26 protein-coding genes are annotated in these 26,919 nt (G+C 60.5%); 6 read left to right on the top strand and 20 right to left on the bottom strand.

Annotated features, from left to right (window positions below):
• Window positions 1–55 precede the first annotated feature (55 nt).
• Together fadB and fadA are read left to right on the top strand one after the other, a co-directional pair.
• On the top strand, window positions 56–2,245 hold the full coding sequence (gene fadB, locus GUC32_RS01175; protein WP_060448398.1) for a fatty acid oxidation complex subunit alpha FadB: 2,190 nt from the start codon (window positions 56–58) through the stop codon (window positions 2,243–2,245).
• A gap of 10 nt (window positions 2,246–2,255) precedes the next feature.
• On the top strand, window positions 2,256–3,419 hold the full coding sequence (fadA, locus tag GUC32_RS01170; RefSeq protein ID WP_369435500.1) for an acetyl-CoA C-acyltransferase FadA: 1,164 nt from the start codon (window positions 2,256–2,258) through the stop codon (window positions 3,417–3,419).
• A 172-nt stretch (window positions 3,420–3,591) separates the two neighbouring features.
• Here the strand turns inward: fadA and fre are convergent, their stop codons facing one another.
• From fre to pepE, 3 genes are all read right to left on the bottom strand, one after another.
• A complete protein-coding gene (gene fre, locus GUC32_RS01165) occupies window positions 3,592–4,293 on the bottom strand; it encodes an NAD(P)H-flavin reductase (protein WP_025304927.1) in 702 nt (233 codons plus the stop codon).
• Window positions 4,294–4,343: 50 nt separating this feature from the next.
• The gene (gene ubiD / locus GUC32_RS01160; RefSeq protein WP_025304926.1) at window positions 4,344–5,840 is read right to left on the bottom strand and encodes a 4-hydroxy-3-polyprenylbenzoate decarboxylase; all 1,497 of its coding nucleotides are present in this window, start codon (window positions 5,838–5,840) and stop codon (window positions 4,344–4,346) included.
• 86 nt (window positions 5,841–5,926) lie between these two features.
• Window positions 5,927–6,652, bottom strand: coding sequence for a dipeptidase PepE (gene pepE, locus GUC32_RS01155; RefSeq protein WP_151428659.1), 726 nt, complete (start codon window positions 6,650–6,652; stop codon window positions 5,927–5,929).
• Between the two features lie 246 nt (window positions 6,653–6,898).
• Between pepE and rfaH the strand changes: the two genes are divergently transcribed.
• Complete coding sequence (gene rfaH / locus GUC32_RS01150) at window positions 6,899–7,387, top strand: transcription/translation regulatory transformer protein RfaH (protein ID WP_025304924.1); 489 nt, start codon at window positions 6,899–6,901, stop codon at window positions 7,385–7,387.
• A 45-nt stretch (window positions 7,388–7,432) separates the two neighbouring features.
• On the opposite strand, the gene hemB is transcribed toward rfaH, so the two are convergent.
• The 12 genes from hemB to udp form a co-directional block, all read right to left on the bottom strand.
• Window positions 7,433–8,455 carry a porphobilinogen synthase gene (gene hemB / locus GUC32_RS01145; RefSeq protein WP_025304923.1) on the bottom strand — a complete coding sequence of 341 codons (1,023 nt, stop codon included), beginning with the start codon at window positions 8,453–8,455 and terminating at the stop codon, window positions 7,433–7,435.
• 14 nt (window positions 8,456–8,469) lie between these two features.
• Window positions 8,470–9,252: a 3'-5' ssDNA/RNA exonuclease TatD gene (gene tatD, locus GUC32_RS01140; protein WP_369435499.1), complete on the bottom strand. Its 783-nt coding sequence runs from the start codon at window positions 9,250–9,252 to the stop codon at window positions 8,470–8,472.
• A 53-nt stretch (window positions 9,253–9,305) separates the two neighbouring features.
• The gene (gene tatC / locus GUC32_RS01135; RefSeq protein ID WP_004934456.1) at window positions 9,306–10,076 is read right to left on the bottom strand and encodes a Sec-independent protein translocase subunit TatC; all 771 of its coding nucleotides are present in this window, start codon (window positions 10,074–10,076) and stop codon (window positions 9,306–9,308) included.
• Window positions 10,077–10,079: 3 nt separating this feature from the next.
• Window positions 10,080–10,625, bottom strand: coding sequence for a Sec-independent protein translocase protein TatB (gene tatB / locus GUC32_RS01130; protein WP_369435498.1), 546 nt, complete (start codon window positions 10,623–10,625; stop codon window positions 10,080–10,082).
• A gap of 3 nt (window positions 10,626–10,628) precedes the next feature.
• Window positions 10,629–10,892: a Sec-independent protein translocase subunit TatA gene (gene tatA, locus GUC32_RS01125; RefSeq protein WP_004934452.1), complete on the bottom strand. Its 264-nt coding sequence runs from the start codon at window positions 10,890–10,892 to the stop codon at window positions 10,629–10,631.
• Between the two features lie 80 nt (window positions 10,893–10,972).
• A complete protein-coding gene (gene ubiB, locus GUC32_RS01120) occupies window positions 10,973–12,604 on the bottom strand; it encodes a ubiquinone biosynthesis regulatory protein kinase UbiB (protein ID WP_025304920.1) in 1,632 nt (543 codons plus the stop codon).
• The gene (locus tag GUC32_RS01115) at window positions 12,601–13,209 is read right to left on the bottom strand and encodes an SCP2 domain-containing protein (protein ID WP_369435497.1); all 609 of its coding nucleotides are present in this window, start codon (window positions 13,207–13,209) and stop codon (window positions 12,601–12,603) included. Before GUC32_RS01115 ends, ubiB begins: the two co-directional genes overlap by 4 nt.
• 13 nt (window positions 13,210–13,222) lie before the next feature.
• Entirely contained in the window at window positions 13,223–13,978 is a 756-nt protein-coding gene (gene ubiE, locus GUC32_RS01110; RefSeq protein ID WP_369435496.1) for a bifunctional demethylmenaquinone methyltransferase/2-methoxy-6-polyprenyl-1,4-benzoquinol methylase UbiE, read from the bottom strand.
• 78 nt (window positions 13,979–14,056) lie between these two features.
• The gene (rmuC, locus tag GUC32_RS01105; RefSeq protein WP_049209369.1) at window positions 14,057–15,604 is read right to left on the bottom strand and encodes a DNA recombination protein RmuC; all 1,548 of its coding nucleotides are present in this window, start codon (window positions 15,602–15,604) and stop codon (window positions 14,057–14,059) included.
• Between the two features lie 140 nt (window positions 15,605–15,744).
• Window positions 15,745–16,275: a DedA family protein gene (locus GUC32_RS01100; RefSeq protein ID WP_004934438.1), complete on the bottom strand. Its 531-nt coding sequence runs from the start codon at window positions 16,273–16,275 to the stop codon at window positions 15,745–15,747.
• A 79-nt stretch (window positions 16,276–16,354) separates the two neighbouring features.
• Window positions 16,355–17,137, bottom strand: coding sequence for a tyrosine-protein phosphatase (locus GUC32_RS01095; protein WP_025304916.1), 783 nt, complete (start codon window positions 17,135–17,137; stop codon window positions 16,355–16,357).
• A 129-nt stretch (window positions 17,138–17,266) separates the two neighbouring features.
• Entirely contained in the window at window positions 17,267–18,028 is a 762-nt protein-coding gene (gene udp, locus GUC32_RS01090; RefSeq protein WP_004934432.1) for a uridine phosphorylase, read from the bottom strand.
• A gap of 491 nt (window positions 18,029–18,519) precedes the next feature.
• Between udp and GUC32_RS01085 the strand changes: the two genes are divergently transcribed.
• Entirely contained in the window at window positions 18,520–19,347 is an 828-nt protein-coding gene (locus tag GUC32_RS01085) for a dienelactone hydrolase family protein (RefSeq protein WP_025304915.1), read from the top strand.
• 84 nt (window positions 19,348–19,431) lie between these two features.
• Here the strand turns inward: GUC32_RS01085 and metE are convergent, their stop codons facing one another.
• Window positions 19,432–21,720, bottom strand: a complete 2,289-nt coding sequence (gene metE / locus GUC32_RS01080) for a 5-methyltetrahydropteroyltriglutamate--homocysteine S-methyltransferase (protein ID WP_369435495.1) — start codon at window positions 21,718–21,720, stop codon at window positions 19,432–19,434.
• Window positions 21,721–21,810: 90 nt separating this feature from the next.
• On the opposite strand from metE, the gene metR reads away from it, so the two are divergent.
• Window positions 21,811–22,755 carry an HTH-type transcriptional regulator MetR gene (gene metR, locus GUC32_RS01075; protein WP_016929455.1) on the top strand — a complete coding sequence of 315 codons (945 nt, stop codon included), beginning with the start codon at window positions 21,811–21,813 and terminating at the stop codon, window positions 22,753–22,755.
• Between the two features lie 15 nt (window positions 22,756–22,770).
• On the opposite strand, the gene GUC32_RS01070 is transcribed toward metR, so the two are convergent.
• Window positions 22,771–23,631: a carboxylate/amino acid/amine transporter gene (locus tag GUC32_RS01070; RefSeq protein ID WP_025304913.1), complete on the bottom strand. Its 861-nt coding sequence runs from the start codon at window positions 23,629–23,631 to the stop codon at window positions 22,771–22,773.
• 151 nt (window positions 23,632–23,782) lie between these two features.
• On the opposite strand from GUC32_RS01070, the gene GUC32_RS01065 reads away from it, so the two are divergent.
• Window positions 23,783–24,112: a hypothetical protein gene (locus GUC32_RS01065; RefSeq protein WP_025304912.1), complete on the top strand. Its 330-nt coding sequence runs from the start codon at window positions 23,783–23,785 to the stop codon at window positions 24,110–24,112.
• Here the strand turns inward: GUC32_RS01065 and GUC32_RS01060 are convergent.
• Genes GUC32_RS01060 through GUC32_RS01050 form a run of 3 tightly spaced genes read right to left on the bottom strand, consistent with a single transcriptional unit; the run spans window position 24,093 to window position 26,917 of the window.
• Entirely contained in the window at window positions 24,093–25,049 is a 957-nt protein-coding gene (locus GUC32_RS01060) for an AEC family transporter (RefSeq protein ID WP_025304911.1), read from the bottom strand. The genes GUC32_RS01065 and GUC32_RS01060 overlap by 20 nt on opposite strands.
• A 60-nt stretch (window positions 25,050–25,109) precedes the next feature.
• Window positions 25,110–25,847 (bottom strand): glycerophosphodiester phosphodiesterase, encoded by a 738-nt coding sequence (ugpQ, locus tag GUC32_RS01055; protein ID WP_089181537.1) that lies wholly within the window; start codon window positions 25,845–25,847, stop codon window positions 25,110–25,112.
• Window positions 25,847–26,917 (bottom strand): sn-glycerol-3-phosphate import ATP-binding protein UgpC, encoded by a 1,071-nt coding sequence (locus GUC32_RS01050; RefSeq protein WP_060434765.1) that lies wholly within the window; start codon window positions 26,915–26,917, stop codon window positions 25,847–25,849. The genes ugpQ and GUC32_RS01050 overlap by 1 nt, the downstream gene beginning before the upstream one ends.
• Window positions 26,918–26,919 lie beyond the last annotated feature (2 nt).

Below are 26,919 nucleotides of genomic sequence, written 5' to 3'. Positions count from 1 at the left end.
CCACACTCCTCTTCATCTGGTCATACCAGATCATACGCTGATTCAGGAGATAGACATGCTCTACCAAGGCGAAACATTACAACTGCACTGGCTCGATAACGGCATCGCCGAGCTGGTGTTCAACGCATCAGGCTCGGTCAACAAGCTGGACACCCGCACCGTCGCCAGCCTGGGTGAAGCGCTCACCGTGCTGGAAAACCAGCCTGAGCTCAAGGGGTTGCTGCTGCGCTCCTCCAAAGCCGCGTTTATCGTCGGCGCCGATATCACCGAATTCCTTTCTCTGTTCGCCGCACCGGCTGAAAAGCTGCACGAGTGGCTGGTATTCGCCAACAACGTCTTTAACCGGCTGGAAGATTTGCCGGTACCGACCATTTCGGCCATTAACGGCTATGCACTCGGCGGCGGTTGCGAATGCATTCTGGCGACCGATTTCCGCGTCGCCTCACCGGACGCGCGCATCGGCCTGCCGGAAACCAAATTGGGCATCATGCCGGGCTTCGGCGGTTCCGTCCGCCTGCCACGCCTGCTGGGTAACGACAGCGCGCTGGAAATCATCGCCGCCGGCAAAGACGTCAGCGCCAAAGACGCGTTGAAAGTCGGCCTGGTGGATGCGGTGGTAGCACCGGAAAAACTGGCCGAAGCGGCGCTGAAAATGCTGCAACAGGCGATCGACGGCAAGCTGGACTGGCGCGCCGCGCGTCAACCTAAGCTGGAGCCGCTGAAGCTCAGCCCGATCGAAGCGGCAATGAGCTTCACCACCGCCAAAGGCATGGTGCTGCAGACCGCCGGTAAACATTACCCGGCACCGATGACCGCGGTGAAAACCATTGAAGCCGCCGCCAAGCTGGGCCGCGATGAGGCACTGAAACTGGAAACCGCCAGCTTCGTGCCGTTGGCACGATCCAACGAAGCGCGTGCGCTGGTCGGCATCTTCCTTAACGATCAGTTCGTGAAAGGCCAGGCGAAAAAGCTGGCCAAGAATGTGGACGCGCCGAAACAGGCGGCGGTGCTGGGCGCCGGCATCATGGGCGGTGGCATCGCCTACCAATCGGCGCTGAAAGGCGTGCCGGTGATCATGAAGGACATCAGCGACAAATCACTGACGCTGGGCATGAACGAAGCGGCCAAGCTGCTCAATAAGCAGCTGGAACGCGGCAAACTGGATGGCCTGAAAATGGCGCAGGTGCTGTCGACCATTCAACCAACGTTGGACTACGCCGGCATCGAGCGCGCGCAGGTGATCGTCGAAGCGGTCGTGGAGAACCCGAAGGTCAAAGCCGCCGTACTGTCGGAAGTGGAAAACCTGATCGGCGAAGAGACCGTTCTGGCGTCGAACACCTCGACCATTCCGATTAATCACCTGGCAAAATCGTTGAAGCGCCCGCAAAACTTCTGCGGCATGCACTTCTTTAACCCGGTACACCGCATGCCGCTGGTTGAAATCATCCGCGGCGAACAAACCAGCGACGAGACCATTGCCAAAGTGGTGGCCTACGCCAGCCGCATGGGCAAAACGCCGATCGTGGTGAACGACTGCCCGGGCTTCTTCGTCAACCGCGTGCTGTTCCCATACTTCGCCGGTTTCAGCCTGCTGCTGCGCGACGGCGCCGACTTCCGTCAGATCGATAAAGTGATGGAAAAACAGTTCGGTTGGCCGATGGGCCCGGCCTACCTGCTCGACGTGGTGGGCATCGACACCGCACACCACGCGCAAGCGGTAATGGCCGCCGGCTTCCCGGAGCGCATGAGCAAAGACTATCGCGATGCCATTGACGTGATGTTCGACAACCAGCGCTTCGGTCAGAAAAACCAGCTGGGCTTCTACCGCTACAGCCAGGACAACAAAGGTAAGCCGCGCAAGGAAAACGACGAGCAGACCGATGCGCTGCTGGCCGAAGTGAGCCAACCGCGCCAGACCATCAGCGACGAAGAGATCGTTGCGCGCATGATGATCCCGATGATCAACGAAGTGGTGCGTTGCCTGGAAGAGAAGATCGTCGCCAGCCCGGCGGAAGCCGATATGGCACTGGTGTACGGCATCGGCTTCCCTCCGTTCCATGGCGGCGCATTCCGCTACCTGGATACGCTCGGCACCGCCAACTACGTTGAGCTGGCCCAGCGTTACGCACACCTCGGCGCCCTGTATCAGGTGCCGGCCGGTCTGCGCGCCAAGGCCGAGCGCAATGAAAGCTACTACCCGGTGGCGACACCGCTGTCCGACGTCGCTACCCGCCAACCGGCATGAGGTCATAAAGATGGAAAACGTAGTTATTGTTGATGCCGTACGCACGCCGATGGGCCGCTCCAAGGGCGGCGCCTTCCGCCAGGTGCGCGCCGAAGATCTCTCCGCTCACCTGATGCGTGAAGTGTTGAGCCGTAACCCGGCGCTGGACGCCGCCGAGATCGATGACATTTACTGGGGCTGCGTGCAGCAGACGCTGGAGCAAGGCTTCAACATCGCCCGCAACGCCGCACTGCTGGCCGAAATCCCGCACCGCGTGCCGGCGGTGACCGTTAACCGCCTGTGCGGCTCTTCGATGCAGGCAATGCACGACGCGGCGCGCGCCATCATGGTTGGCGACGCACACGTCAGCCTGATCGGCGGCGTGGAACACATGGGCCATGTGCCGATGAACCACGGCGTGGATTTCCATCCGGGGCTGAGCCGAAGCGTGGCAAAAGCCGCCGGGATGATGGGGCTGACCGCCGAAATGCTGGCCAAGATGCACAACATCAGCCGCCAGATGCAGGATGAGTTTGCTGCCCGCTCCCACCAGCGCGCACATGCAGCGACGCTGGCGGGTTACTTCAAAAACGAGATCATTCCGACCAACGGCCACGACGCCGACGGCGTGCTGACCCGTTACGATTTCGATGAAGTCATTCGCCCGGAAACCACCGTCGAAAGCCTGTCGGCCCTGCGTCCGGCGTTCGATCCGATCAACGGCACCGTCACCGCTGGCAGTTCTTCCGCCCTGTCGGACGGCGCTTCCGCCATGCTGCTGATGAGCGAGTCGCGCGCCAAAGCGCTCGGTTTGAAGGCCCGCGCCCGCATTCGCTCGATGGCGGTCGTCGGCTGCGATCCTTCCATCATGGGCTACGGCCCGGTGCCGGCCAGCAAGCTGGCGCTGAAACGCGCCGGTCTGAGCGTGCAGGACATCGATCTGTTCGAACTGAACGAAGCGTTCGCCGCCCAGTCGCTGCCGTGCATCAAAGATCTGGGGCTGATGGACAGTATCGACGACAAGATCAACCTGAACGGCGGCGCCATCGCGCTCGGCCACCCGCTGGGCTGTTCAGGCTCCCGCATCTCGACCACCCTGTTGAACAACATGGAACGTCGCGACGCACAGTTCGGTCTGGCGACCATGTGCATCGGCCTGGGCCAGGGCATCGCCACCGTATTTGAACGCGTTTAGCTGTGTCTATCTTGGGATGACCGCGTCACCACTTCAAATCGCGGCATCCCGCCAAGTTTAGTTGCCGTTCTTCCCGCCTGTCAGGGGCGGGTTTTTTATGCCTGAAGTTTGCCGGCGCCCAAATAAAAACGGGGCGACCCTCGGCCACCCCGTTCACTGCGTATCGCCTCGGTCAGATAAACGAAAACGCGTCGCCAAACATATGCGCTTCCTGCGCGCCGCGTTCGGCGCAGAAACGCTCGCGGGCGATTTTCGCCATCTCGAAACGCCCGGCGATGTAGATGTCGTGCTCCGCCAGCGTACCGAAATCCTGCAGCACCGCGCTGAGCACGGTGCCGCTGCGGCCGCGCCATTCGGCTTCCGGCTGCTCGACCACCGGGATCACCTTCAGATTCGGATGCTGCAACGACAGCGCTTCCAGCTCGCTCAAATCGTACAGGTGCTTCAGCTCACGCCCGCCCCAGTAGATTGAAATGTCGCGATCGGGCTGCTGCTCCAGCGCGGTCAACAAGATTGAACGCGCGTAAGAGAAACCGGTGCCGCCGGCGATCAGCACCAGCGGACGGCTGCCCTCTTCCCGCAGCCAGGCGTCGCCATGCGGCACGTCAACGGTGATCGCCTGCTCTTTCAGGATGCGATCCATCACCGCCATGGCGTACAGATTCAGCTCCGAAGCACCGATATGCAGCTCGATGTACTCTTGCTGCGTCGGGGTTGATGCCAGCGAGAACGGGCGCTTGTCGCGCTCGTCCATCACCACCATCAGATATTGCCCTGCCTTGAAAGAAAACGGCTGCTCGGGCACCAGACGTACCCGATAAACCGTATCGGTAATGGCCTCTACCGAGGTCACTTTACAGCTCAATATTGTCATGCGTTCCCTCTGTCGGGTCATCAATGCAAAGCTGAGAACAGGGCCTGACGCTACAGCGTCGGTTCCCTGTCACTGAAGATTGCGAGCTCATCCCAGATTTCGTCGACGCGCGCACGTACCTTTTCATCCATCTGAATCGGACGGCCCCATTCGCGATCGGTTTCACCCGGCCATTTATTGGTGGCGTCCAGCCCCATCTTCGAACCCAGACCGGAAACCGGCGAGGCGAAGTCCAGATAGTCGATCGGCGTATTCTCCACCAGAACGGTATCCCTTGCCGGATCCATTCGTGTGGTGATCGCCCAAATTACGTCGTTCCAGTCGCGCGCATTGACGTCGTCATCGCAGACGATAACAAATTTGGTGTACATAAACTGCCGCAGGAACGACCAGACGCCCATCATCACGCGTTTCGCATGGCCGGCGTACTGTTTTTTCATGGTCACTACCGCCAGGCGGTACGAGCACCCTTCCGGTGGCAGATAGAAATCGACGATTTCCGGGAACTGTTTTTGCAGGATCGGCACGAACACTTCATTCAGCGCCACGCCCAGGATCGCCGGCTCATCCGGCGGGCGGCCGGTATAGGTCGAGTGGTAGATGGCGTTGCGGCGCTGGGTGATGTGGGTGACGGTGAACACCGGGAACTGGTCGATTTCATTGTAGTAACCGGTGTGGTCGCCGTAGGGGCCTTCCGGCGCCATTTCACCCGGCTCGATATAGCCTTCCAGCACGATTTCGGCGCTGGCTGGCACTTCCAGATCGTTGGAAAGACACTTGACCACTTCGGTTTTATTGCCGCGCAGCAGCCCGGCAAAGGCATATTCAGACAGGGTATCCGGCACCGGCGTGACCGCACCGAGGATAGTGGCGGGATCGGCACCCAGCGCCACCGCAACCGGGAAACGCTCGCCGGGGTGCGCCTGGCACCACTCCTGATAATCCAGCGCGCCGCCGCGATGCGACAGCCAGCGCATGATCACTTTATTCTTGCCCAGCACCTGCTGACGATAGATGCCGAGGTTTTGCCGTTCCTTATGCGGGCCACGGGTCACCGTCAGCCCCCAGGTGATCAGCGGCGCGGCGTCTTCCGGCCAGCAGTGCATCACCGGAATACGGCCCAGATCGACATCCTCACCCTGCCATACCTGCTCCTGACAAGGCGCGGACCCCAGCACCTTGGTCGGCATGTTCAGCACTTGCTTGAACTTCGGCATTTTGTCGAACAGATCGCGGAAGCCTTTCGGTGGCTCCGGTTCTTTGAGAAACGCCAGCAGTTTGCCGACTTCGCGCAGCGCGCTGATGTCTTCCTGCCCCATGCCCATCGCCACGCGATTGGCGGTGCCGAACAGGTTGCACAGCACCGGCATGTCGTACCCTTTCGGGTTTTCAAACAGCAATGCCGGGCCGCCTGCCCGCAGGGTGCGATCGGCAATCTCCGTCATTTCCAGGTAAGGATCGATCGGCTGGCTGATGCGTTTTAGTTCCCCTCTCTTCTCCAGCAACGAGAGGAAATCGCGTAAGTCACGGTATTTCATGCTGATCATTATAACGGCCTGTGGGGAGGGCATTATAAGCCCTCTTCACGGTTGTTGCTGCAATTTTGTTAACGCCGCCCGCTGCCGGGTGGCTCTCAGCCGCAGTTGAACGGCACCAGCGCAGCCAGCGCGCGCGTATCCTGATATTCGCGCGTCTCCTCGCCATGGCAGAACACCTTGAAGCCCTGCCCATTAGCGCTGAAGTAACGCAGCGCATTGCCTTCAACATGCAGCAGGCTGCCTTCCCGCAGCGCCACCACCGATTCGCTCGGGTTGATCGCGCAGAACTCCGCCAGGCGCTCGTCACGGGTTTCGCCCATGTGGCCGCTGATGTGCGCGTCGATGTAATGCGGGTTGATCTGTACCGGGAACAGCCCCAGCGCCGACAGCACCACGCTGCAGCGCACCGGCATGTCATTGGTGGTGCGAATGCTCGGCGTGGCCACATTGCAACCGGCGCTCCAGCCGACGTAAGGCACTTCACGCTCGCGCACCGCGCGCTGGATAGGCACGATCAGGCCTTGCTCGTGCAGCATTTGGTTCAGCAACCAGGTATTGCCGCCGCTGACCAAAATGCATTCCGCCTGCGCGATCGCCGCCGCCGGTGAAGCGGCGTGGTGGATGCTGGTGACTTCGATGCCCAGCGTTTGCGCCAGTTCCTGCGCACGCTGGTCGTAGTCGTAACGGATCAGGGCGTAAGGGATAAAGACGGCGGATTTGATGCCACGACGCGCAATCATCGCCAGCAGTTGGCTTTTAGCGTACCCCAGCAGCTCGGCTTCACCAGACAGCTTGCCGTTGCTCAACAGAAACAGCTCCATTTCTTTCTCCCTCGGTCGAAAACGATGAATAGCGTCACAGCCGGTAGCGCAACGCCTTGCCATACTGTGACGGTAACAAATTTTTAGCCCTCTGTTATACCAGCGCCGTATCGATAAGTGTGTGACCCCTCGCTAATAGCCGCAGATTCATAGAGATAGGTGATGTTACACGCTGAAACTTGCATCACTATGTATCCGGAATAGCTTTTGATATGCTTACCGGCTGGCAGAAAGGCATGTGAAACTATGGAATCCTGGTATCTACTTTATTGCAAACGCGGTCAGCTGTTGCGAGCGCAGGAACATCTGGAGCGGCAGCAGGTAAACTGCCTCAGCCCGATCATCACGCTGGAAAAGATCGTGCGTGGTAAGCGCATCGCGGTCAGCGAACCCCTGTTTCCCAACTATCTGTTTGTGGAGTTCGACCCGGAGCGCATTCACACCACCACCATCAGCGCTACCCGTGGCGTCAGCCACTTCGTGCGTTTCGGCACGTTGCCGAGCGTCATCCCGAGCAAGGTGATCGATGAACTGCGCACGCACGCCTGCGAAACCTATGTCGATCCGGAAACCCCACAGCCGGGGGATACTGTTCTGATCGTCGACGGCGTGTTCGAAGGGCTGCAGGCGATCTACACCGAGCCGGACGGCGAGGCGCGTTCCATGTTGTTGCTGAACCTGATCAACAAGCAGGTCAGTCAAAGCATCGACAACCGACAGTTCCAGAAGATGTAATGCAAAAGGCGCCCTCAGGCGCCTTTTTGTTGGCTCATGTTCCGCTTAGCGGCGCATCGCGTCGTCGTGCAGCCACTGGGCGACACGCTTGGCGAAGTAGGTCAGCACGCCGTCGGCGCCGGCGCGTTTGAAGCACATCAACGACTCCATCACCGCAGGTTGCTCCTGCAGCCAGCCGTTCTGAATCGCCGCCATGTGCATGGCGTACTCGCCGGACACTTGATAAGCGAAAGTCGGCACACCGAAGGTATCCTTCACGCGGCGCACCACGTCCAGGTAAGGCATGCCCGGTTTCACCATCACCATGTCCGCACCTTCCTGCAGATCCTGCGCAATCTCCTGCAGCGCTTCGTCACTGTTGGCCGGATCCATCTGATAGGTTTTTTTGTTGCCGCCCTTCAGGTTGCCGCTGGAACCCAGCGCATCGCGGAACGGACCGTAGTAGCAGGAAGCATACTTGGCGGAGTAGGCCATAATCTGGGTATTCACCAAACCCTGCAGTTCCAGACGATCGCGGATCGCCCCGATACGGCCGTCCATCATGTCGCTCGGCGCCACGATTTCTGCGCCTGCTTCGGCATGAGACAGCGCCTGACGCACCAGAATGTCTTTGGTCACGTCGTTAATCACGTAGCCCTGCTCATCGATCACTCCGTCCTGCCCGTGGGTGGTGTAGGGATCGAGCGCGACGTCGGTCAGAATGCCCAGCTCAGGCACCGCGTCTTTCAGCGCGCGCACCGTGCGCTGTACCAGCCCTTCTGGGTTATAGGCTTCTTCCGCATGCAGCGATTTCAGACCCGGTTCGATCACCGGGAACAGGGAGATCACCGGCACGCCGAGTTTGGCGATGGTTTCCGCTTCCTTAATCAGCAGATCGATCGTCATGCGCGATACGCCCGGCATCGAGGCCACTTCTTCCTGGCGGTTACTGCCTTCCATGACAAACACCGGATAAATCAGGTCATTGACCGTCAGTTGGTTCTCGGCGACCAGGCGGCGGCTGAAGTCATGACGGCGCACGCGGCGCATACGACGACCAGGGAAGGTACCCGGAAATGCATAGCTCATAGTTTTCTCCTAGCTCAAACCAGCCGGAATAGCCGGCGGGCGTTCTCATCAGTTTTTTGCCCCAGCCATTGCGACTCTTCCTGTCGCCAGACGGCGACCTGATGCACGATATGGGGCAGGAAACAGGGTTCGTTGCGGCGAGATGCGGGTTTAGGCTGTAAATCCCGGGGCAACAGATAAGGGGCGTCCGTTTCCAGCAGTAGACGCTCGGCCGGGATCTGCGGCAACAGGGCACGCAACTCCAGGCCGCGCCGCTCGTCGCAGACCCAACCGGTAATCCCGATCGACAGTCCCAGCGACAGGCAGCTTGCTAATTCTTCGGCGGTGCCGGTGAAACAGTGCACCACGGCCGCGGGCAGTTTATCCAACCACGGCGTCAGTAGCTCGGCAAAACGTGCGTGTGCGTCGCGGCAATGAAGAAACACCGGCAGCGCCAATTCCGCCGCTAACGCCAGCTGCGCAATGAACGCCGCTTCCTGCTGTGCGGGCGTCGAGAAATTGCGGTTGAAATCCAGGCCGCATTCGCCGATCGCCGCCACTTCTGGGTGCGCGGCCAACGCATAAATCTGCTCGGCGCTGTGTTCATCCCAGCTGCTGGCGTTATGCGGATGCACACCGGCGGTGGACCAGCAATAGCCCGCATGCTGCTGCGCCAGTTTGGCGGCCTCGCGGCTCTCAGGCAGATCGGTGCCGGTAATCAACATCCCGGTAACGCCCGCCGCGCGGGCACGCTCCACCACGGTCTCGCGGTCTTTGGCGAATTGGCTGCTGGTGAGGTTAACGCCGATATCAAACATGGTTTTTTCCAAAGCAAAAGCCGCCCAATGGGCGGCTTAGCAATCAAGATGGATCAGGGGGCTGGGGGTTCGTCACCCTCGTCTTCTTCTTCCGCCTGTGGACGACGTTTTCCGGTATAGAAGCGAGCGAAGAACACCCCCACTTCAAACAGCAGATACATCGGTATCGCCAACAGGGTTTGCGAAAACACGTCCGGCGGCGTCAACAACATGCCGACCACAAACGCGCCAACCAACACATACGGCCGTTTCTTCTTCAGATCTTCCGGTGAGGTGACGCCACTCCAGCACAGCAGAATGATGGCGACCGGCACTTCGAAAGCGACGCCAAACGCCATAAACAGCGCCATGACGAAATCGAGGTAGTTTTTGATATCGGTCGCAATGGTCACCCCCATTGGCGCGGTCTTGGCGAAGAAACCGAAGGCCAGCGGGAACACGATGAAGTAGGCGAAAGCCATGCCGAGGTAGAACAACAGGCTGCTGGACACCAGCAGCGGCATCATCAGGCGGCGTTCATGCTTGTACAGCGCCGGCGCGATGAATGCCCACACCTGATACAGGATCATCGGCGCAGAGACGAACACCGAGACGATCATGGTCAGCTTGATCGGCGTAAAGAACGGCGACGCCACGTCGGTAGCGATCATGCTCGCCCCGGCCGGCAGCTGCTTGAGCAGCGGCGCAGAGACCAGCTGGTAGATGTCGTTGGCGAAAAACACCAGCACCACGAATACCGCCAGCACGCAAATAATCGAGTTAAGCAGCCGCTTGCGCAGCTCTATCAGATGACTGATAAGGGGTTGGGTATCTTCAACAGCCATGTATTAACGATCGCCACTAGGTTGGTGAGACGCTGGGGTTTTATCCGCAACAGGTTCGATAGGAGCAGGCACGGTTTCCACCGGCGCTTTAGCCGGTTGCGCCGCCACGACGGCTTCAGGTTCCACTGCCGGTTTAGGCACCGCGGCGGGCGCGCTGGCGCTGGTTGCCGCTTCCGCCGGCGTCACGCCGTCGTGCAAAGCTTCCGGATCGATGGCCTGCGGGTTATGAATGGTGTTCGCCAGCTCTTCTTTCTCGCCCCGGTAGGTGCGTTTCAAAGATTCCGTCGCGTCTTTCAGCTCATCCATCGACGCCTTCAACTCCGGCGTCAGGTTCTGCAGGCCGGCCTGTTCGGCTTTTTTCAGGCTGTCCTGCAGTTCCTGCAGCTTCAGCTCCTGAGACAGTTCGTGCTGCACCGAGGCCGCCAGCGAGCGCAGCGCGCGGATCCAGCCCGATACCGTTCTGACCGCAACCGGCAAGCGTTCCGGCCCCAGAACAACCAGGCCGATCACCAGCACCAGCAGCAGCTCACTAAACCCAATGTCAAACACGGTTTATACCTGCTCTTTGTTCTTCGACTCTTCCGGTTTCACTTCCGGCTGCTTATCGGTAATAGGCTTGGCCGAGAAGTCAGCATCATCCAGGCTGCTTTTTTCAGCCGTATTGGGGGTCGACGGCGTATCGTCGCCGATCGCTTTTTTGAAGCCCTTGATCGAGGCGCCGAGATCGGAGCCCAGCGTGCGCAGTTTTTTGGTACCGAACAGCAGCACCACGATCACTGCGATGATCAACAATTGCGTAATACTAATACCGCCCATTTTAATTACCTCTAATTTTAAAGGGTCTTTTAAAGCCAGCCCGCATTATAGAGCCGACTTTACCAGAGTAACGAATTAAATCAGGTGGTTCGCTTCCAGCCAATCACCCAGCATACGATGCCGGCGGCCATCATCCAGGCGGGAAACACCTCGATTTGCCCCAGCAGCAACAGCGTGCCGCTTACCAACAGTGTAGCGCCAACGCCGAACAAATAACGTGACTGCCCCTGACGAACCCGCTGAGCCTGCATCTGGTTGGTCAGCTTATCAACGCTTTGTTGCAACAGTTTATGCTGCTGCAGGCTGTCGTAAAACAGCTCGGGCAGTTCGGGCAGTTTCTCCGCCCAGAACGGCGCTTTCTCTTTCAACGCACGCACCACGGCGGGAATGCCGACCTGATCGCGCAGCCAGCTCTCGAGGAACGGCTTGGCGGTGGTCCACAGATCCAGCTGCGGGTAGAGCTGACGTCCCAGTCCTTCAACATACAGCAAGGTCTTCTGCAATAACACCAGCTGTGGCTGCACTTCCATATTGAAGCGGCGCGCGGTGTTAAACAGATTCAGCAGCACGTTGCCGAAGGAAATCTCCGCCAGCGGCTTCTCGAAAATCGGTTCGCACACGGTGCGGATAGCAAATTCGAAATCTTCCACGTTGGTGTCACGCGGCACCCAACCGGAGTCGACGTGCAGTTCCGCCACCTTGCGGTAATCGCGGTTGAAGAAGGCGATGAAGTTTTCCGCCAGATAGCGTTTGTCATCCTTGTTCAACGAACCCACGATGCCGCAGTCGATGCCGATGTAGCAGGGATCTTCCGGATGTTCGTAGCTGACGAAAATATTACCGGGATGCATGTCCGCATGGAAGAAGCTGTCGCGGAAGACCTGGGTAAAGAACACCTGAACGCCACGTTCCGCCAACAGTTTCATGTTGGTGCCCTGCTGCTCCAGCGTGGCGATGTCCGAGACCGGAATGCCGTAGATACGCTCCATCACCAACACGCTTTCGCGGCAGTAGTCGGAGTAGACTTCAGGCACGTACAGCATCGGGCTGCCGTCGAAATTGCGACGCAGCTGAATGGCGTTGGCCGCTTCACGCAGCAGATTCAATTCGTCCAGCAGGGTTTTCTCGTACTCGCGTACCACTTCGCGCGGACGCAGGCGGCGGCCGTCCGGCAACAGCTTCGGCACCCAACCGGCCAGCCGGTACATCAAGCGCACATCGGCTTTGATAATCGGCCCGATATCCGGTCGGATCACCTTCAGCACCACTTCCTGGCCGGTGGTTTTCAACCGCGCGGTATGCACCTGCGCGATCGAGGCAGAGGCCAGCGGTTGCTGATCGAAGTCGTCGAACCAGGCTTCCAGCGGGCCGCCCATCGCCAGCTCGATATGCTTGCGCGCCAGCGCACCGTCGAAAGGCGCCACCCGATCCTGCAGCAGCGTCAGCTGATCGGCAATGTGCGGCGGGAACAGATCGCGGCGGGTCGACATCATCTGGCCGAATTTGATCCAGACCGGCCCCAATTCCTGCAGCGCCAGCCGCAGACGTTCGCCCAGCGGTTTGTCCTTGTGCCGATTAGGCATCCAGAACAGCAGCCGGCGGCCGAAGCGCAGCGGCAGCGTCAAACGCATTGTCGGGATCAGCTCGTCCAGCCCATAGCTGAGAAAAACGCGGACGATAAAATACAAACGACGCAGTTCGCCTGGGGTCATCGCTTGCCCTCCAACTTATCCATGCGGGCAATCAGCGCTTCCGCGCCGCGGGCGAGCGCATCCACTTCTTCATTGAACCACACCACTTCCAGCGGCCCCGGCGCCAGACGCCACTCTTCAGTCAGCGCCTCAGCCATGTCTTGCTGCCGACGCATCAATCCGGTCTTGAGTAACGAAGCGCCTTTGCCCAGCGCCTGCGTAATGCCCTGAGCGGCGATATCGCCGATATAAGGTGCCAGCCATTCCGCCGGATCCCACTCCGCCAGATCGAGCAGGCCAACCAGCTGTTGCACCACCTGAATATCGCCTTCCACCGTCAATTCGCCGCTGCGCATCAGCACTGGCAACTGCTGGCGATCGCGCAGCTTCAGTAAGGCGGGAATGCGGCTGCGCACGGTGCAATCGGCACTGTCTTCAGACTGCCCCAGCACGTCCACACGCAGTTCGCTGAACACCAGCACCAGCGGTGAAGCCAACTCTTCCAGTTCGATGCGCAGCACCTTGCCCGCCAGGCGTTGGCGAGCGGCTTTCATGCTGCGATCGCGAAACAGCAGGTTATTCAGCGAGGTTTCCAGCGCACCGGTCAGCAGAGGGGTAAACAGCATCGGCATCTCCCTCTCAGAACTTGAAGCCGCGATGCAGGGCGACAATCCCACCGGTCAGGTTGAAATAGGTGACGTTTTCAAAACCGGCGTTGCCCATCATGCCTTTCAGGGTTTCCTGATCGGGGTGCATACGGATCGATTCCGCCAGGTAACGGTAACTGTCCGGATCTTTCACCACCAGCTCGCCGATCTTCGGCAACACATGGAAGGAGTAGGCATCATAAGCCTTGCTCAGCGGAGCCAGCAGCGGCTTGGAGAATTCCAGCACCAACAGGCGCCCACCCGGCTTCAGCACGCGGAACATCGAGCGCAGCGCTTTGTCTTTGTCGGTCACGTTACGCAGGCCAAAGGAGATGGTGATGCAATCGAAGTAGTTATCTGGGAACGGCAACGCCTCGGCGTTGGCCTGCACGTAATTGATATTGCCGACGATGCCGCGATCGCGCAGCTTCTCCCGCCCCATCCTCAGCATCGAATCGTTGATGTCCGCCAGCACCACCTGCCCCTGCTCGCCGACCATGCGGGAGAACTTGGCCGCCAGGTCGCCGGTACCGCCGGCCAGATCCAGCACGCGCTGCCCACGGCGCACGCCGCTGCAGTCAATGGTGAAACGCTTCCAGATACGGTGGATGCCGAACGACATCAGGTCGTTCATCACGTCATACTTTGCCGCTACCGAATGAAAAACGTCCGCCACCATGGCCTGTTTTTCGTCTCTAGCGACGGTGCGAAAACCGAAATCGGTGGTTTCCTGCGGTTGATCTGCCATTGTCCTGCCTGCTATTCAGTCAATTTTGTGTTGATGAGTGTACCAGAAGCCTGGGGAATACCCCACCTCGCCACGGCCTCAGCCGTGCGAAACGAAGCCCGGCTCCCCGGCGGTATCGTCATCGTCTTTCGTCTGCGGCAGCGCGGCGACATCATCGTCGTTCGCCTCTTCCGCGTCATCGTGTTGCGCGCCGGCTTGCTGCGCCAGCAGCGGGTTGATCGGCCGTTTGACCTCAACCCCCAGCGCGCGGAAACCTTCAATTTGGCCGATAAGATTACCACGGCCTTCGCTCAGTTTGTTCATCGCCTGACGATAACTGCCCTGCGCCTTGTCCAGGCTCTGCCCCAGCGCGGACATATCGTCCACGAACAGCCGCATCTTGTCATACAGTTTCGCCGCGCGATCGGCGATGCGCTGGGCATTTTGGCTCTGATGCTCATAACGCCACAGGTTGGTGATGGTACGCAGCGCCACCAGCAGCGTGGTCGGGCTGACCAGCATGATGTTGTGCTTGAGCGCTTCGCTGATCAACTCCGGCTCGCGATCGATAGCCAGCAGGAAGGCGGGCTCGACCGGAATGAACATCAGCACATAGTCCAGCGAGCGCAGCCCCGGCAGTTGCTGATAGTCCTTGCGGCCCAGCATGCGGATGTGACCGCGCAGCGAGGCGATATGTTCGCTCAGCGCCGCCTCGCGCTCCGCCTCATCCTCGCCGTTGAAATAGCGCTCGTAGGCGATCAGCGACATCTTGGCGTCGATCACCACATCCTTGCCCTGCGGCAGGCGTACGATCACATCGGGCTGCATGCGGCTCTGGTGATCCACCCGCACGTTGACCTGCGTTTCATACTCATGCCCTTCGCGCAGGCCAGAGGCTTCCAGCACCCGGCTCAGCACCACCTCGCCCCAGTTGCCCTGCGTTTTGTTGTCGCCTTTCAGCGCCTTGGTGAGGTTGATCGCCTCGCGCGCCATCTGCGCGTTCAACTGCTGCAGATTGCGTATCTCGTGCGTCAGCGTGTGGCGCTCCCGCGCCTCCTGGCCAAAGCTGTCCTGAACCTGGCGGCGGAAACCGTCCAGCTGTTCGCGCAGCGGCAGCAGTAAACGATCCAGGCTTTGCTTATTTTGCTCGTCCACCTTGCGGCCGCTGTGTTCAAAAATGCGATTGGCGAGATTTTCAAACTGGGTGGTGAGGCGCTGTTCGCTGTTGATCAGCAGGCGTTGCTTCTCCTCCGCCGCCATACGCGTCTCTTCCAGACGGATGGTGACTTCGCGCAGCTCGGCCTCCTGCGCGCTGTTAACCTCGCGCTGGGCGCGCAGCTCCTGATTGAGCAGTTCGCATTCGTTGCGCCAATGATTGAGCTGTTGCAGCTTCTCATGTCCGGCCGCCAGCTGGCTGTGCAGGTTGCGCAGCTCCAGCTCGCTCTGGCGCAACTGCTGCTCGTGACGCTGCAGGGTATCCTGCCGCACGGCCGTTTCCTGCTGCGCCTGCTGCAATGCTTGCTCCAGCAACCGCAGTTCGGTTTCATGTTGCGCATTCGTCTGCTGCACCCGCAGACTGGCGATCAGCCACCCCAACAGCATGCCGATCGCGACACCGCCAATCCCATAAATCAGACTGGTATCCACCCTGCCTCCTGTTGCACCTTGCCGTTCCGGCGTTTCGCACGCCCATTGCCCGTCACGTTAAGGGGAGGCTGTATGGATGTCCAGCCTGATTTTGCCCGCCGCGCACAATATTGCGCGGCGCTACGCAATTTAGCGAGAAATCAGCCCAGCCACTGGCTGAGCCACTTGATGCCGAACGCCCCCGGCGCCAGAATGCCGAACGCCCAGATCATCGCCGACGTGACGTTGGCCAGTTGGAAATAGCGCTGCGGCATGCCGCAAATGCCGCCCACCAGCGGCACCACGGCGCGCAGCGGGCCGAAAAAGCGGCCGATGAAAATGCCCAGCACGCCCCAGCGCTCAAAGAAGGCATGGCCGCGCGCCAGCAGCTGCGGATTGCGCGACAGCGGCCACATATGGGCCACGCGATCCTGATAGTGATAGCCGATCCAGTAAGAGAGCCAGTCGCCGAAAAACGCCCCGGCGGCGGCGGCGGCCCAAATCGGCCAAAAGGCGATGCCGCTTTCGCCGATCAGCGCGCCCAGCGCCAGCAGGATCACCGTGGCCGGCAGCAGCAGCGACAAAAACGCCAGCGACTCACCGAACGCCAGGAAGAAGATGATGGGAATGGCCCAGCCTTCGTGCTGACGCACGACGTCGCTGACCCAGTTGATAACGTCATTGAGGCTCAATGCAGGGCTCCTGATACGCGATGATTCGCCGCCTAGGATAAGCCGGGGCGAGTTAAACCCCGGCTAAACACGCGGTAATTTACTCGAGGTAAAACGCCTGCAGCGCTTCGCGCTGGGCCGCGCCCAGGCCGTATTCCGCTTCCAGCCAGCGGTCAGTGGAGCCGTATTGCTGACGGATGCAGCCCAGCGCCGTCATCAGGAACTCCTCGCGCGCGCTGAGCACGTAGGCGAATTGCTCCAGCGCCGCCGCATTCAGCTTGATAGACAGCTGATCCAGCATCTGCTCGCGGAAAGTGGCCAGCGTGGTTTCAGTCAGCAGATAGTCTTCCAGCACCGTCGCTTCGTCGGCGCCCAGCGCGAACAGCACCAGCGCCGAACCGACGCCAGTGCGATCCTTGCCGACCGCGCAGTGCTGCACGATCGCGCCGCCGCCAGGGTTGCTCAACAGCTGCGCCAGCCGCTGATAGGCCGCATTGCCGAACGGCAGGCGGCGATACAGCTCCAGCATGAACGCCCGGGCGTCGAAAGCGGCCAGCGTTTCGTTGGTGAGCTTTTCCAGGTTGGCGTTAACTTCGCTGCTCAGCGGGTTAGCCGGCACGTGGTGATAGTCGGCGCCATTCCACAGAATATCCGGTTTGGCTTGCACCTCGTCGGCATCGCGGTAGTCCAGCACGGAACGTACCGGCACTCCAGCGAGGAAAGTGCAGTCGCTTTCCGTCAGCCGTTCGAGAGAACCGGAGCGGAACAGCAGGCCGCGTTTGATGCGGCGCCCGTCGGCCACGCCGTTGCCACCGAAGTCGCGGAAATTGATGCCACCGTCGAGCGGCGCAAGCGAAGGATGAAGCAGGATCTGGGCGGTCATAAACGTCCTCGTTGTTTTTGTTATGACAACGCGCGGCAGCCATCGGCGCAGCGCTGAGGAGTATCACCGTAACAGATTCGCCGCGAATGGAAAAACGGGCCGCGTCAGCGGCCCGTTGAGGGAAGGCGATTACAGCAGGCGGCGGGCGGCGTCCACTACGATCTGCACCGCTTTGCTTTCGGTGTTTTTCATGGTCTCGGCGTTCGGGATCTCTTGCTGGGTACGGTTGACGATCACCCCGGCCACCATACCGGCACGCAGGCCCTGGCTGGCGCACATGGTCAGCAACGTCGCGGATTCCATTTCATAGTTCATCACGCCCATCGCCTGCCATTCTTCCATCGAGCCTTTGAAACGGCTAACGACGCGGCCAGAGTAGGTATCGTAACGTTCCTGGCCCGGATAGAAGGTATCGGAAGACGCGGTCACGCCAATGTGCGTGGTGGCGCCGCTGGCCTTGGCCGCTTCCACCAGCGCAGTGGTGCAGGCGAAGTCTGCGACGGCCGGGAACTCCATCGGCGCAAAGTGCAGGCTGGCGCCGTCGAGACGTACCGCCGCCGTGGTGACCAGCACGTCGCCGACGTTGATATTGGCCTGAATGGCACCGGTGGTGCCGATGCGCAGGAAGGTGCGAATGCCCAGCTGCGCCAGCTCTTCCACCGCGATAGAGGTAGACGGGCCGCCGATACCGGTGGAGCAGACGATCACCGCCTTGCCGTCCAGCTCTGCGCGCCAGGTAGTGAATTCACGATGGGAGGCCAGATGCACCGGATTTTCCATCAGCTTGGCAATCTTCTCTACGCGCTGCGGATCGCCCGGCACGATGGCAAGCTGGGCCCCTTGTAAATCGTTCTTGGTGAGGCCGAGATGAAAAACGTCAGACTGAGACATACGAGACTCCTCATGGATCATGTTTATTGGGAGGAACAAAAAAGCACTCTACTGAAAATCGCCGCTTAATTTCGTGACGATAGTCACTATGAAAAGAGAAACAAATCACATGCTACATATTTTTTGTGATTTTTATCACGAAAAAAAATCACTATGACGCATCCAGAACGCACCGCTAAATCTCAGTCTAGCCGACAAATCTTGCTGTCTCTCTGCCGATTGGTTGCTCGTTGAAACTATCTAGCTCATCAATCCGAAATACCCCCATCTTATCGGTTGCTTAGGGACAAAAAAGCCCTCTAACGCACCTTATGGCACTTACGCGGGTCAAAACGCGTAATAACATGATAAAAAGCGCTTAAAAATGCCGCAAAGCCAGATAATTAGCCTTTTTTTATCGACTTGTCCGAAAGTGCGCCACGCAGCGCCAATAATGGGTAATCTTTCCTATAGTTAATCTCAGCGCTTTTTTCTATTGCACGGAGACCGCAATGAAAACCGAACATGTGATGACATTAGAACAGGCTCAGGGGGGATTCGCCCCGGCCGCCGCGCCGTTGGCCGCCTCCGCGATTATCACCGACGAACAGGGCATTCACGCCGGGCAAACGACCATCCCTTCTCAGGGCGACGCGCTGCCGGCCTACGTCGCCAAACCCGCCGACCATAACGGCCCTTTCCCCATCGTGCTGGTGGTGCAGGAAATCTTCGGCGTCCATGAGCACATTCAGGATCTGTGCCGCCGCCTGGCCAAGCAGGGCTATTTGGCGATCGCGCCCGAGCTCTATTTCCGCCAGGGCGACGCCAACGACTACACCGATATCGGCGAGCTGTTCCAGCAGTTGGTGACCAAGGTGCCGGATCGTCAGGTGCTGTCGGATCTGGATCACGCCGCGCACTGGGCTATCCGCCACGGCGGCGACGCCGGCAAGCTGGCGATCACCGGTTTCTGCTGGGGCGGCCGCATTACCTGGCTGTACGCGGCGCACAACCCGCAGTTGAAGGCGGCGGTCGCCTGGTACGGCAAACTGGTCGGCGAGAAAACGCTGAACTCACCGAAGCATCCGGTCGATGTCGCCACCCACCTGTCAACGCCGGTGCTGGGGCTGTATGGCGGGCAGGACAGCGGCATTCCGCTGGAGACGGTGGAAACAATGCGTCAGGCGATCCGCGCCGCCAACGCCGAGGCCGAAATCGTGGTATATCCTGGCGTCGGGCACGCATTCAACGCCGACTATCGCCCCAGCTACAACGCCGAAGCGGCGGAGGACGGCTGGCAGCGCATGCTGGCGTGGTTCGCCCAGCACGGCGTCAAATAATTTCCCGCGCATAAAAAAGGGCGCCGAAGCGCCCAATCATCACACCAGTAAATCTATAAGCGGCGGTTTACCCGCCGCACGGCATCACGCGTGCTCGCGCAGGCGCTGCGCCGCCAATACCATGTTGGCCAGCGACTGCCGGGTTTCCGGCCAGCCACGGGTTTTCAGGCCGCAATCCGGATTGACCCACAGACGTTCCGCCGGGATGTTCTGCGCCGCTTTACGCAGCAACGCTTCAATCCATTCCACGCTCGGCACGTTCGGCGAGTGGATATCGTAGACACCCGGCCCGATTTCGTTCGGGTATTCGAACTCTTTGAAGGCTTCCAGCAGATCCATATCGGAACGCGAGGTCTCGATAGTGATCACATCGGCGTCCAGCGCGGCAATGGAGTCCATGATGTCGTTGAACTCGCAGTAACACATGTGGGTGTGGATCTGGGTGTCATCCTGCGCCACGGCGGCATTCAGTTTGAAGGCGTCCACCGCCCAATTCAGGTAGGCGGCCCAGTCGGATTGGCGCAGCGGCAGCCCCTCGCGCAGCGCAGGCTCGTCGATCTGGATGATGCCGATACCGGCTTTTTCCAGATCTTCCACCTCGTCGCGCAGCGCCAGCGCAATCTGCTTGGCGATCACTTCGCGGGTCACGTCTTCACGCGGGAACGACCAGCACAGGATGGTCACCGGGCCGGTCAACATGCCTTTTACCGGCTTGTCGGTCAGCGACTGGGCGAATTTGGCCCATTCGACGGTGATGGCTTCCGGGCGGCTGACGTCACCGATGATGACCGGCGGCTTCACGCAGCGGGAGCCGTAGCTCTGCACCCAGCCATTCTGGGTAAACACGAAGCCGTCCAGGTTCTCGCCGAAATATTCCACCATGTCATTGCGCTCGGCTTCACCGTGCACCAGTACGTCAAGCCCGAGGCGCTCCTGCTCGACGATCGCCTGTTTGATGTGCTCACCGATGCTGGTGCGGTAGTTGTTGCCGTCCAAACGGCCCTGTTTGAAGTCCAGACGCAGGCCGCGGATCTCGGTGGTCTGCGGGAACGAACCGATGGTGGTGGTCGGCCAGGCCGGCAGGTTGAAACGCTCGCGCTGCGCCCTGGCGCGCTCGGCGTAAGCGCTGTGGCGTTCGCTGTCCTGCGCGGTGATCGCGGCCAGCCGGCGCTCAACCTGTGGGTTATGCACGCGGCTCGACTGACGGCGGGCGCGGATCGGCGCGCTGTAGGCGTCCAGTTCAGCCTGTTTCGTCGTGTCAGGCGCGTTCAGCGCCGAGCTTAATAGCGCCAGCTCGGCGCATTTTTGCAGCGCGAAGGCGAACCAGCTTTTCACTTCTTCGTCCAGACGGCTTTCCACGCTCAGGTCGATCGGACTGTGCAGCAGTGAACAGGAGGAGCCAATCCACAGCGGGCGGGTGCCCACCAGCGGCTGCAGACGTTCAAACCAGCGGCTCAGATCGGCGCGCCAAACGTTGCGGCCGTTGATAACCCCCAGCGACAGCAGCCAGTCTTGCGGCAATGCAGTGCTCAGCGTGGCGATATCGTCATGACCGGCGACCAGATCGACATGCAGCCCCTGCACCGGCAGCGTGCGAATGGTGTCGAGGTTGTGGCCTACGCTGTCGAAATACGTGGTCAACAGCAGCTTCACCTGCCCCTGCAGCGCGTCGTAAGCCGGTTTGAACGCGTCCAGCCAGGCTTGCGGCAGCTCCAGCACCAGCGCAGGCTCGTCAATTTGCACCCACTCGACGCCGCGCTTCGCCAGCTCGGCCAGCACCTGCTGGTAAACCGGCAGTATCTCTTTCAGCAGCGACAGGCGGTCGAACGGCTCGCCCTTCACTTTCCCTAACCACAGATAAGTCACCGGGCCAAGCAGCACCGGCTTGATGCGATGGCCGAGCGCCAGCGCTTCATCCACTTCGTCCAACAGCTGAGTCCAGCCCAGTTTGAACTGCTGGCCTTGCTGGAATTCGGGCACCATGTAGTGATAGTTGGTGTTAAACCATTTGGTCATTTCCGCCGCGGCCGCCGGCTCGCCGGTCGGTGCGCGGCCACGGCCGATGCGGAACAGCGTGTCCAGATCGATCGAGCCATCCGCATTCTGATGGCGCGCCGGCACGTTGCCCAGCAGCAGGCTGGTGGTCAACACATGATCGTACCAGGCGAAATCGCCGACCGGCACCAAATCCACCCCGGCCTGCTGTTGCTGTTGCCAATTACGAGCGCGCAGCTCGCGGCCAACCGCCAACAGCTCTTCCTGCGTTGAGTTGCCGGCCCAGTAGCTTTCCTGAGCTTTTTTCAGCTCACGTCGTAGCCCAACGCGAGGAAAACCCAGTGTGTGATTCAAAATTGCCATCGTCATATTCCCCATTTAGCCGTCCAGATGTTTACACATCCATAATCAGCAGGTACTGTATTAACCACAAGCGCAATTTATTCACTGTCAATGTGAAGGACTCTCATGATCGAACTGAAACATTTACGGACGCTGCAGGCCCTGCGCAACAGCGGTTCGCTGGCGGGGGCGGCGGCCCAACTTCACCAGACGCAGTCTGCCCTGTCGCACCAGTTCAGCGATCTTGAACAACGTCTGGGCTTCAAGCTGTTCGTGCGCAAGAGCCAGCCCTTGCGCTTCACCGCCCAGGGCGAGATCCTGCTGCAGCTGGCGGAGCAGGTCCTCCCGCAGATCCAACAGGCGCTGCAGGCCTGCCACGAGCCGCATCAGACCACGCTGCGCATCGCCATCGAATGCCACAGCTGCATTCAGTGGCTGACGCCGGCGCTGGACAACTTCCGCCAGCGTTTCCCGCAGGTGGTGATGGACTTCACCTCCGGCGTCACTTTCGATCCGCAGCCGGCCCTGCAACAGGGCGAGCTGGATCTGGTGATGACGTCGGATATTCTGCCGCGCAGCGGCCTGCACTATTCGCCGATGTTCGATTTCGAGGTGCGTCTGGTGCTGGCGCCGGATCATCCGCTCGCCGGCAAGCCGCACATCGAGCCGGAAGACTTGAGCGATGAAACACTGTTGATTTACCCGGTGCAGCGCCAACGGCTGGATATCTGGCGGCATTTCCTGCAGCCGGCGGGCGTCAACCCGGCATTGAAGAACGTCGATAACACGCTGCTGCTGATCCAGATGGTATCGGCGCGGATGGGGATTGCGGCGCTGCCGCATTGGGTGGTGGAGAGTTTCGAACGGCAGGGGCTGGTGGTGACCAAAACCCTGGGTGACGGCCTGTGGAGCCGCCTGTACGCCGCCGTGCGCGACGGTGAACAGCGCCAGGCGGTGACCGAAGCCTTTATCCGCTCGGCCCGCCAGCACGCCTGCGATCATCTGCCGTTCGTGCGCGACGCCGCACGCCCTGGCGCGACCGGCGCCAAAGCGTTGGCGGCCGGCGTATAAACTGCCGGCCCCCGTTTAGCCGAGCTGCTTCGGCGCCACCCAGCGTCGATGCACCCACAGTGAAGCGACGATCACCGCCCCGCCGATGATAAAGCTCGGCCAGTGCGGCTGCTGCTGCCAGATGGCCAGATTGACCAGCAGCCCGGCCGGCACATGCATGTTGTTCATGATGCCGAGCGTGCCGGCATCGACCTGCGTCGCGCCATAGTTCCACATGAAGTAACCCAGTCCCGACGCCACCACGCCCAGCCAGATCAGCACGCCCCACTGCAGGTTGGTGGTTGGCAGCTGCTGCGGGTTACCCCACAGGAACCAGGCCACCACCGCCACCACCGCCGCCCCCAGGTAGAACCAGGAAAAGGCGGTGTGCTGCGGCAAGGGGTGCACTTCCATCAGGCGCTTATAGCCGACCATGCCGATGGCGAAGCTGATATTCGCCGCCTGCACCAACAGCAGCCCCCACCAGAAGTGTTCACTCAGTTGGTGATAGCGAATGATCGCCGCGCCCAGCACCGCCAGCAGCGCGCTGAAGACGTAGCCCCAACGCAGGCGTCGGCCGCTCAGCAAGTCGTAGATCAGCGTGATGTACAGCGGCGTCAGCACGGTGAACAGCAGGAATTCCGGCACCGTCAGGTAGAGATAGGCGCGGAAGCTGAACAGGTACATGATGCCCAGTTGGAAGGCCCCCACCAGCATATACAGCAGGATCACCTTGAGTTTGATGTTGCGCCAACGCAGAAACGGCAGAAACACCAGCGCCGCCAGCCCGATGCGCACCAGCGCCGAGAATCCGCTGTCGACGTGGCCCGCCAGGTACTCGCCAATCAGGCTGAAAGAAAATGCCCACAGAATGGTGGTTATAACCAAAAGCAGCACGATGGGTTCACCCTAAAAAGACCGAAAGGGCGATTGTAACGGAAGATGGACGCCTAAGGGGATGAAAGGCAGTTTACATCTGAACAAAAGACAAACTACCGGCAAAATTTCACCGCTGGGTTAGGCTTAATAAAAAGGCGAGGTAACCATCATGAAAACGTCTCACATTCTGTTCGCTCTGCTGTTGCTGCCTGGGTTGGCGGCGGCGGCCAACGGCGTAACCGACCTGCGCTCACAGCAGCAGTTACTCAACCAAAACAACCAGCAAGCGCAGCAACAGCGCTTGTTGAACAACCGGCAGATGGATCAACGCCGCCTGCAGCAGCAGCGACAGTTCGACAATCAGCGGCAACAGCTGATGCAAACCACGCCGAACGGCGGGCAGTTGCTGCCTAACGGCAACCAGCCGCGCGATCCGTTCAATCGCACCGCACCGGCGGTGCCGCAGGCGCCGATGCCGGCTACGCCCGCACGCCCATAACGGTGAGGATCAGCGGCGTGGTGATCGCCGCCAGCACGGTGGACATCACCAGGCTGGTGGCGGCCGGGCCGGTGAGCGTATTGAACTGGCGCGACATCAGGTAGACGTTCACCCCCACCGCCATCGATCCAAGTAGCACAACAACGCGGGTTTCCATCGGCGGCAGATCCATCATCCAGGCCAGCAGCCAAATCACTAGCGGCTGCACCAGCAACTTCAGCACGCAGATGGCGCTGCTCAGCTGCCAGCCTTCGCTGATGCGGTACTCGGCAAGCCCCATGCCAAGCACCACCAGCGACAGCGGCGCCGCCACCTGGCCGAGCATGCTGACCGGTCGATCGACGAAGTCCGGCAGCGGCAAGCCGGTCAGGCTAAACAGCGTGCCGGACAAAATGCCGACGATCAGCGGGTTGGTCAGCACGCTGCGCGCGGTTTTAGCGAAACCACTCAACGTCGGCGAGCCGTTGCGCGCCCATTCGATCGACACCGTCACCAGCGTCCACAGGATCAGGCCGTTGAACACCAGCACCAGCGCCACCGACGGGATCGCCGCCTGCCCCAGCATTACGCTGGCGATAGGTAAACCGAGCATCACGTTATTGGAGAAAATACCGCCTAACGCAAACACCGATCCGGCGACGCCATCCAACCGGAAGAGGTGCCGGGCGACCAGGCGGCCAAGCACAAATACGATCAGGCAGCTGCCAAAGAACGCGATCAGCAGCCGGGCGTCGACCGCCGGGCGCTGCGAGAAGTCGCACATCATGCGAAACAGCATGGCGGGCAAGGCGAGGGAAAACACGAAGCGCGTCAGGCCATCGGTGATGCTGGAGGGCCATTTCCCCCAGCGAATCAGCCCATAACCCAATGCGATCAGGACGAACAGCGGTAAAGACAGCACGATCTGGTGCCACAGTGACAGGATAAAGCCAGGCATCGCATTCCTTCCGGTGGTGCGGCGGCAAGGCTTGTCGTCGCGGGATTCATCGGCGCCGGATTAAAAAGCCGGGCCAATCAAATCTATCCGGTCGGTGCAAATGCAGTCAACGCCCCAGTCGAGCAGCAGGCGCGCGCGATCCGGTTGGTTGACGGTATACACCAAAATACGCAGCCCGGCGTCTTTCAACGCTTTCACCCGCTCGGCGGTCAGCACTTTGTGGTCGATATGCAGCGAGACGCAGTCCAAGCGTTCGGTCAGCTCGCGCCAGTTGTCGTCCCAGGCCTCCAGCAGCAAGCCGCGCGGCAAATCCGGCACGGTGCGCTGCGCCGCCGCCAGCGCTTCTACCGAGAAGGAAGAAAGCAGCGGATCGGTCTGCCCTTGCCACAGCAACCGCGCCGCCAGCGCCACCACCCGGCCGGTTTCATCGTCGCTGCCGGTGGTCGGTTTGATCTCGATATTGGCCATCAGGCCGTGTTCCCGGCAGCGTTCCGCCACCTCCGACAGCAGCGGCAACCGCTCGCCCTTGAAGGCCGAGCTGTACCAGTTGCCAGCGTCCAGCTGCACCAGTTTGTCCCACGGCAGCTCGCCCGCCACGCCCCAACCGTTGCTGGTGCGATCCAGCGTGTCGTCGTGCAGCAGGAAAATTTGCCCGTCCTGCGCCAGCTTGGCGTCGAACTCGATCATCTTGTGGCCGTGGCGCGCGCCGACGTCGATCGCCGCCAGGGTATTTTCCGGCGCCAGAGAACCGCCGCCGCGGTGGGCGACAATATGAGGGTAAGGCCAGGGTCTTGTCATCAATCCATCCGTAATCCGCTGTGGGTGTCAAAGAAGTGCAGCGCCTGAGCAGGCAGCTGCAAATATAGCGTACTGCCCGCCGTCGGCAAGGTTTCATGCGACAGCCGCGCGATCACCCCGTGACCGCCCCACTGGCCGTGCGCCAGATTGTCGGCTCCCAGCAGTTCCAGCGTCTGCAGCTGCAGCGGCACGCCCTGGCCTTGCGCCACCAATTGAATATGCTCCGGCCGAATACCCAGCGTCAACTGCCGCCCCGCCCACTGCGGCTTGGCCGCCGGCAACGGCAGCGTCATGCCGTCCGCCAACAGCAGCTGGCCGCCGTCGGCGCTCAGGGTGCCGGGCAGCAGGTTCATCGCCGGCGAGCCGATAAAGCCGGCGACGAACAGCGAAGCCGGCCGTTGGTACACTTCACTCGGGGTGCCGATCTGCTCTGCCACGCCCTTATTCATCACGATCACCCGCTGCGCCAGCGTCATCGCCTCCACCTGGTCGTGAGTCACGTACAGGCTGGTGGTTTTCAGACGGCGGTGCAGCTGTTGCAGCTCCAGGCGCATCTGCACCCGCAGCTTGGCGTCCAGGTTGGACAGCGGCTCATCGAACAGGAATACCGCCGGTTCGCGCACGATGGCGCGCCCCATCGCCACCCGCTGGCGCTGGCCGCCGGAAAGTTCGCGCGGTTTGCGCTTGAGCAGCGGCTCCAGCTCCAGGATGCGCGCCGCTTCCTCCACCCGCTGGCGGATATGCTCCTTGCCGAAACCGCGGATCTTGAGGCCGTAAGCCATGTTGTCGTACACGCTCATGTGCGGATAGAGCGCGTAGTTCTGGAACACCATCGCGATGCCGCGATCCTTAGGCTCCAGATCGGTCACGCGCCGGGTATCGATATAGATATCGCCGCTGGTAGTGCGCTCCAGCCCGGCCACCATACGCAGCAGCGTAGATTTGCCGCAGCCGGACGGGCCGACCATCACGATGAATTCACCGTCCGCCACGTCGAGGTCGATCTGTTTGATCACCGGCGTTTTACCGTCGTAAGACTTGGTGACCGCCTGTAGTTTTAATCCTGCCATCG

Source organism: Serratia sp. NGAS9 (genome assembly GCF_009905295.1).
In the GTDB taxonomy this organism is placed as follows: domain Bacteria; phylum Pseudomonadota; class Gammaproteobacteria; order Enterobacterales; family Enterobacteriaceae; genus Serratia; species Serratia bockelmannii.
Note: the sequence above shows the minus strand (reverse complement) of the source record. Positions and strands in the feature narration are given on the sequence as shown.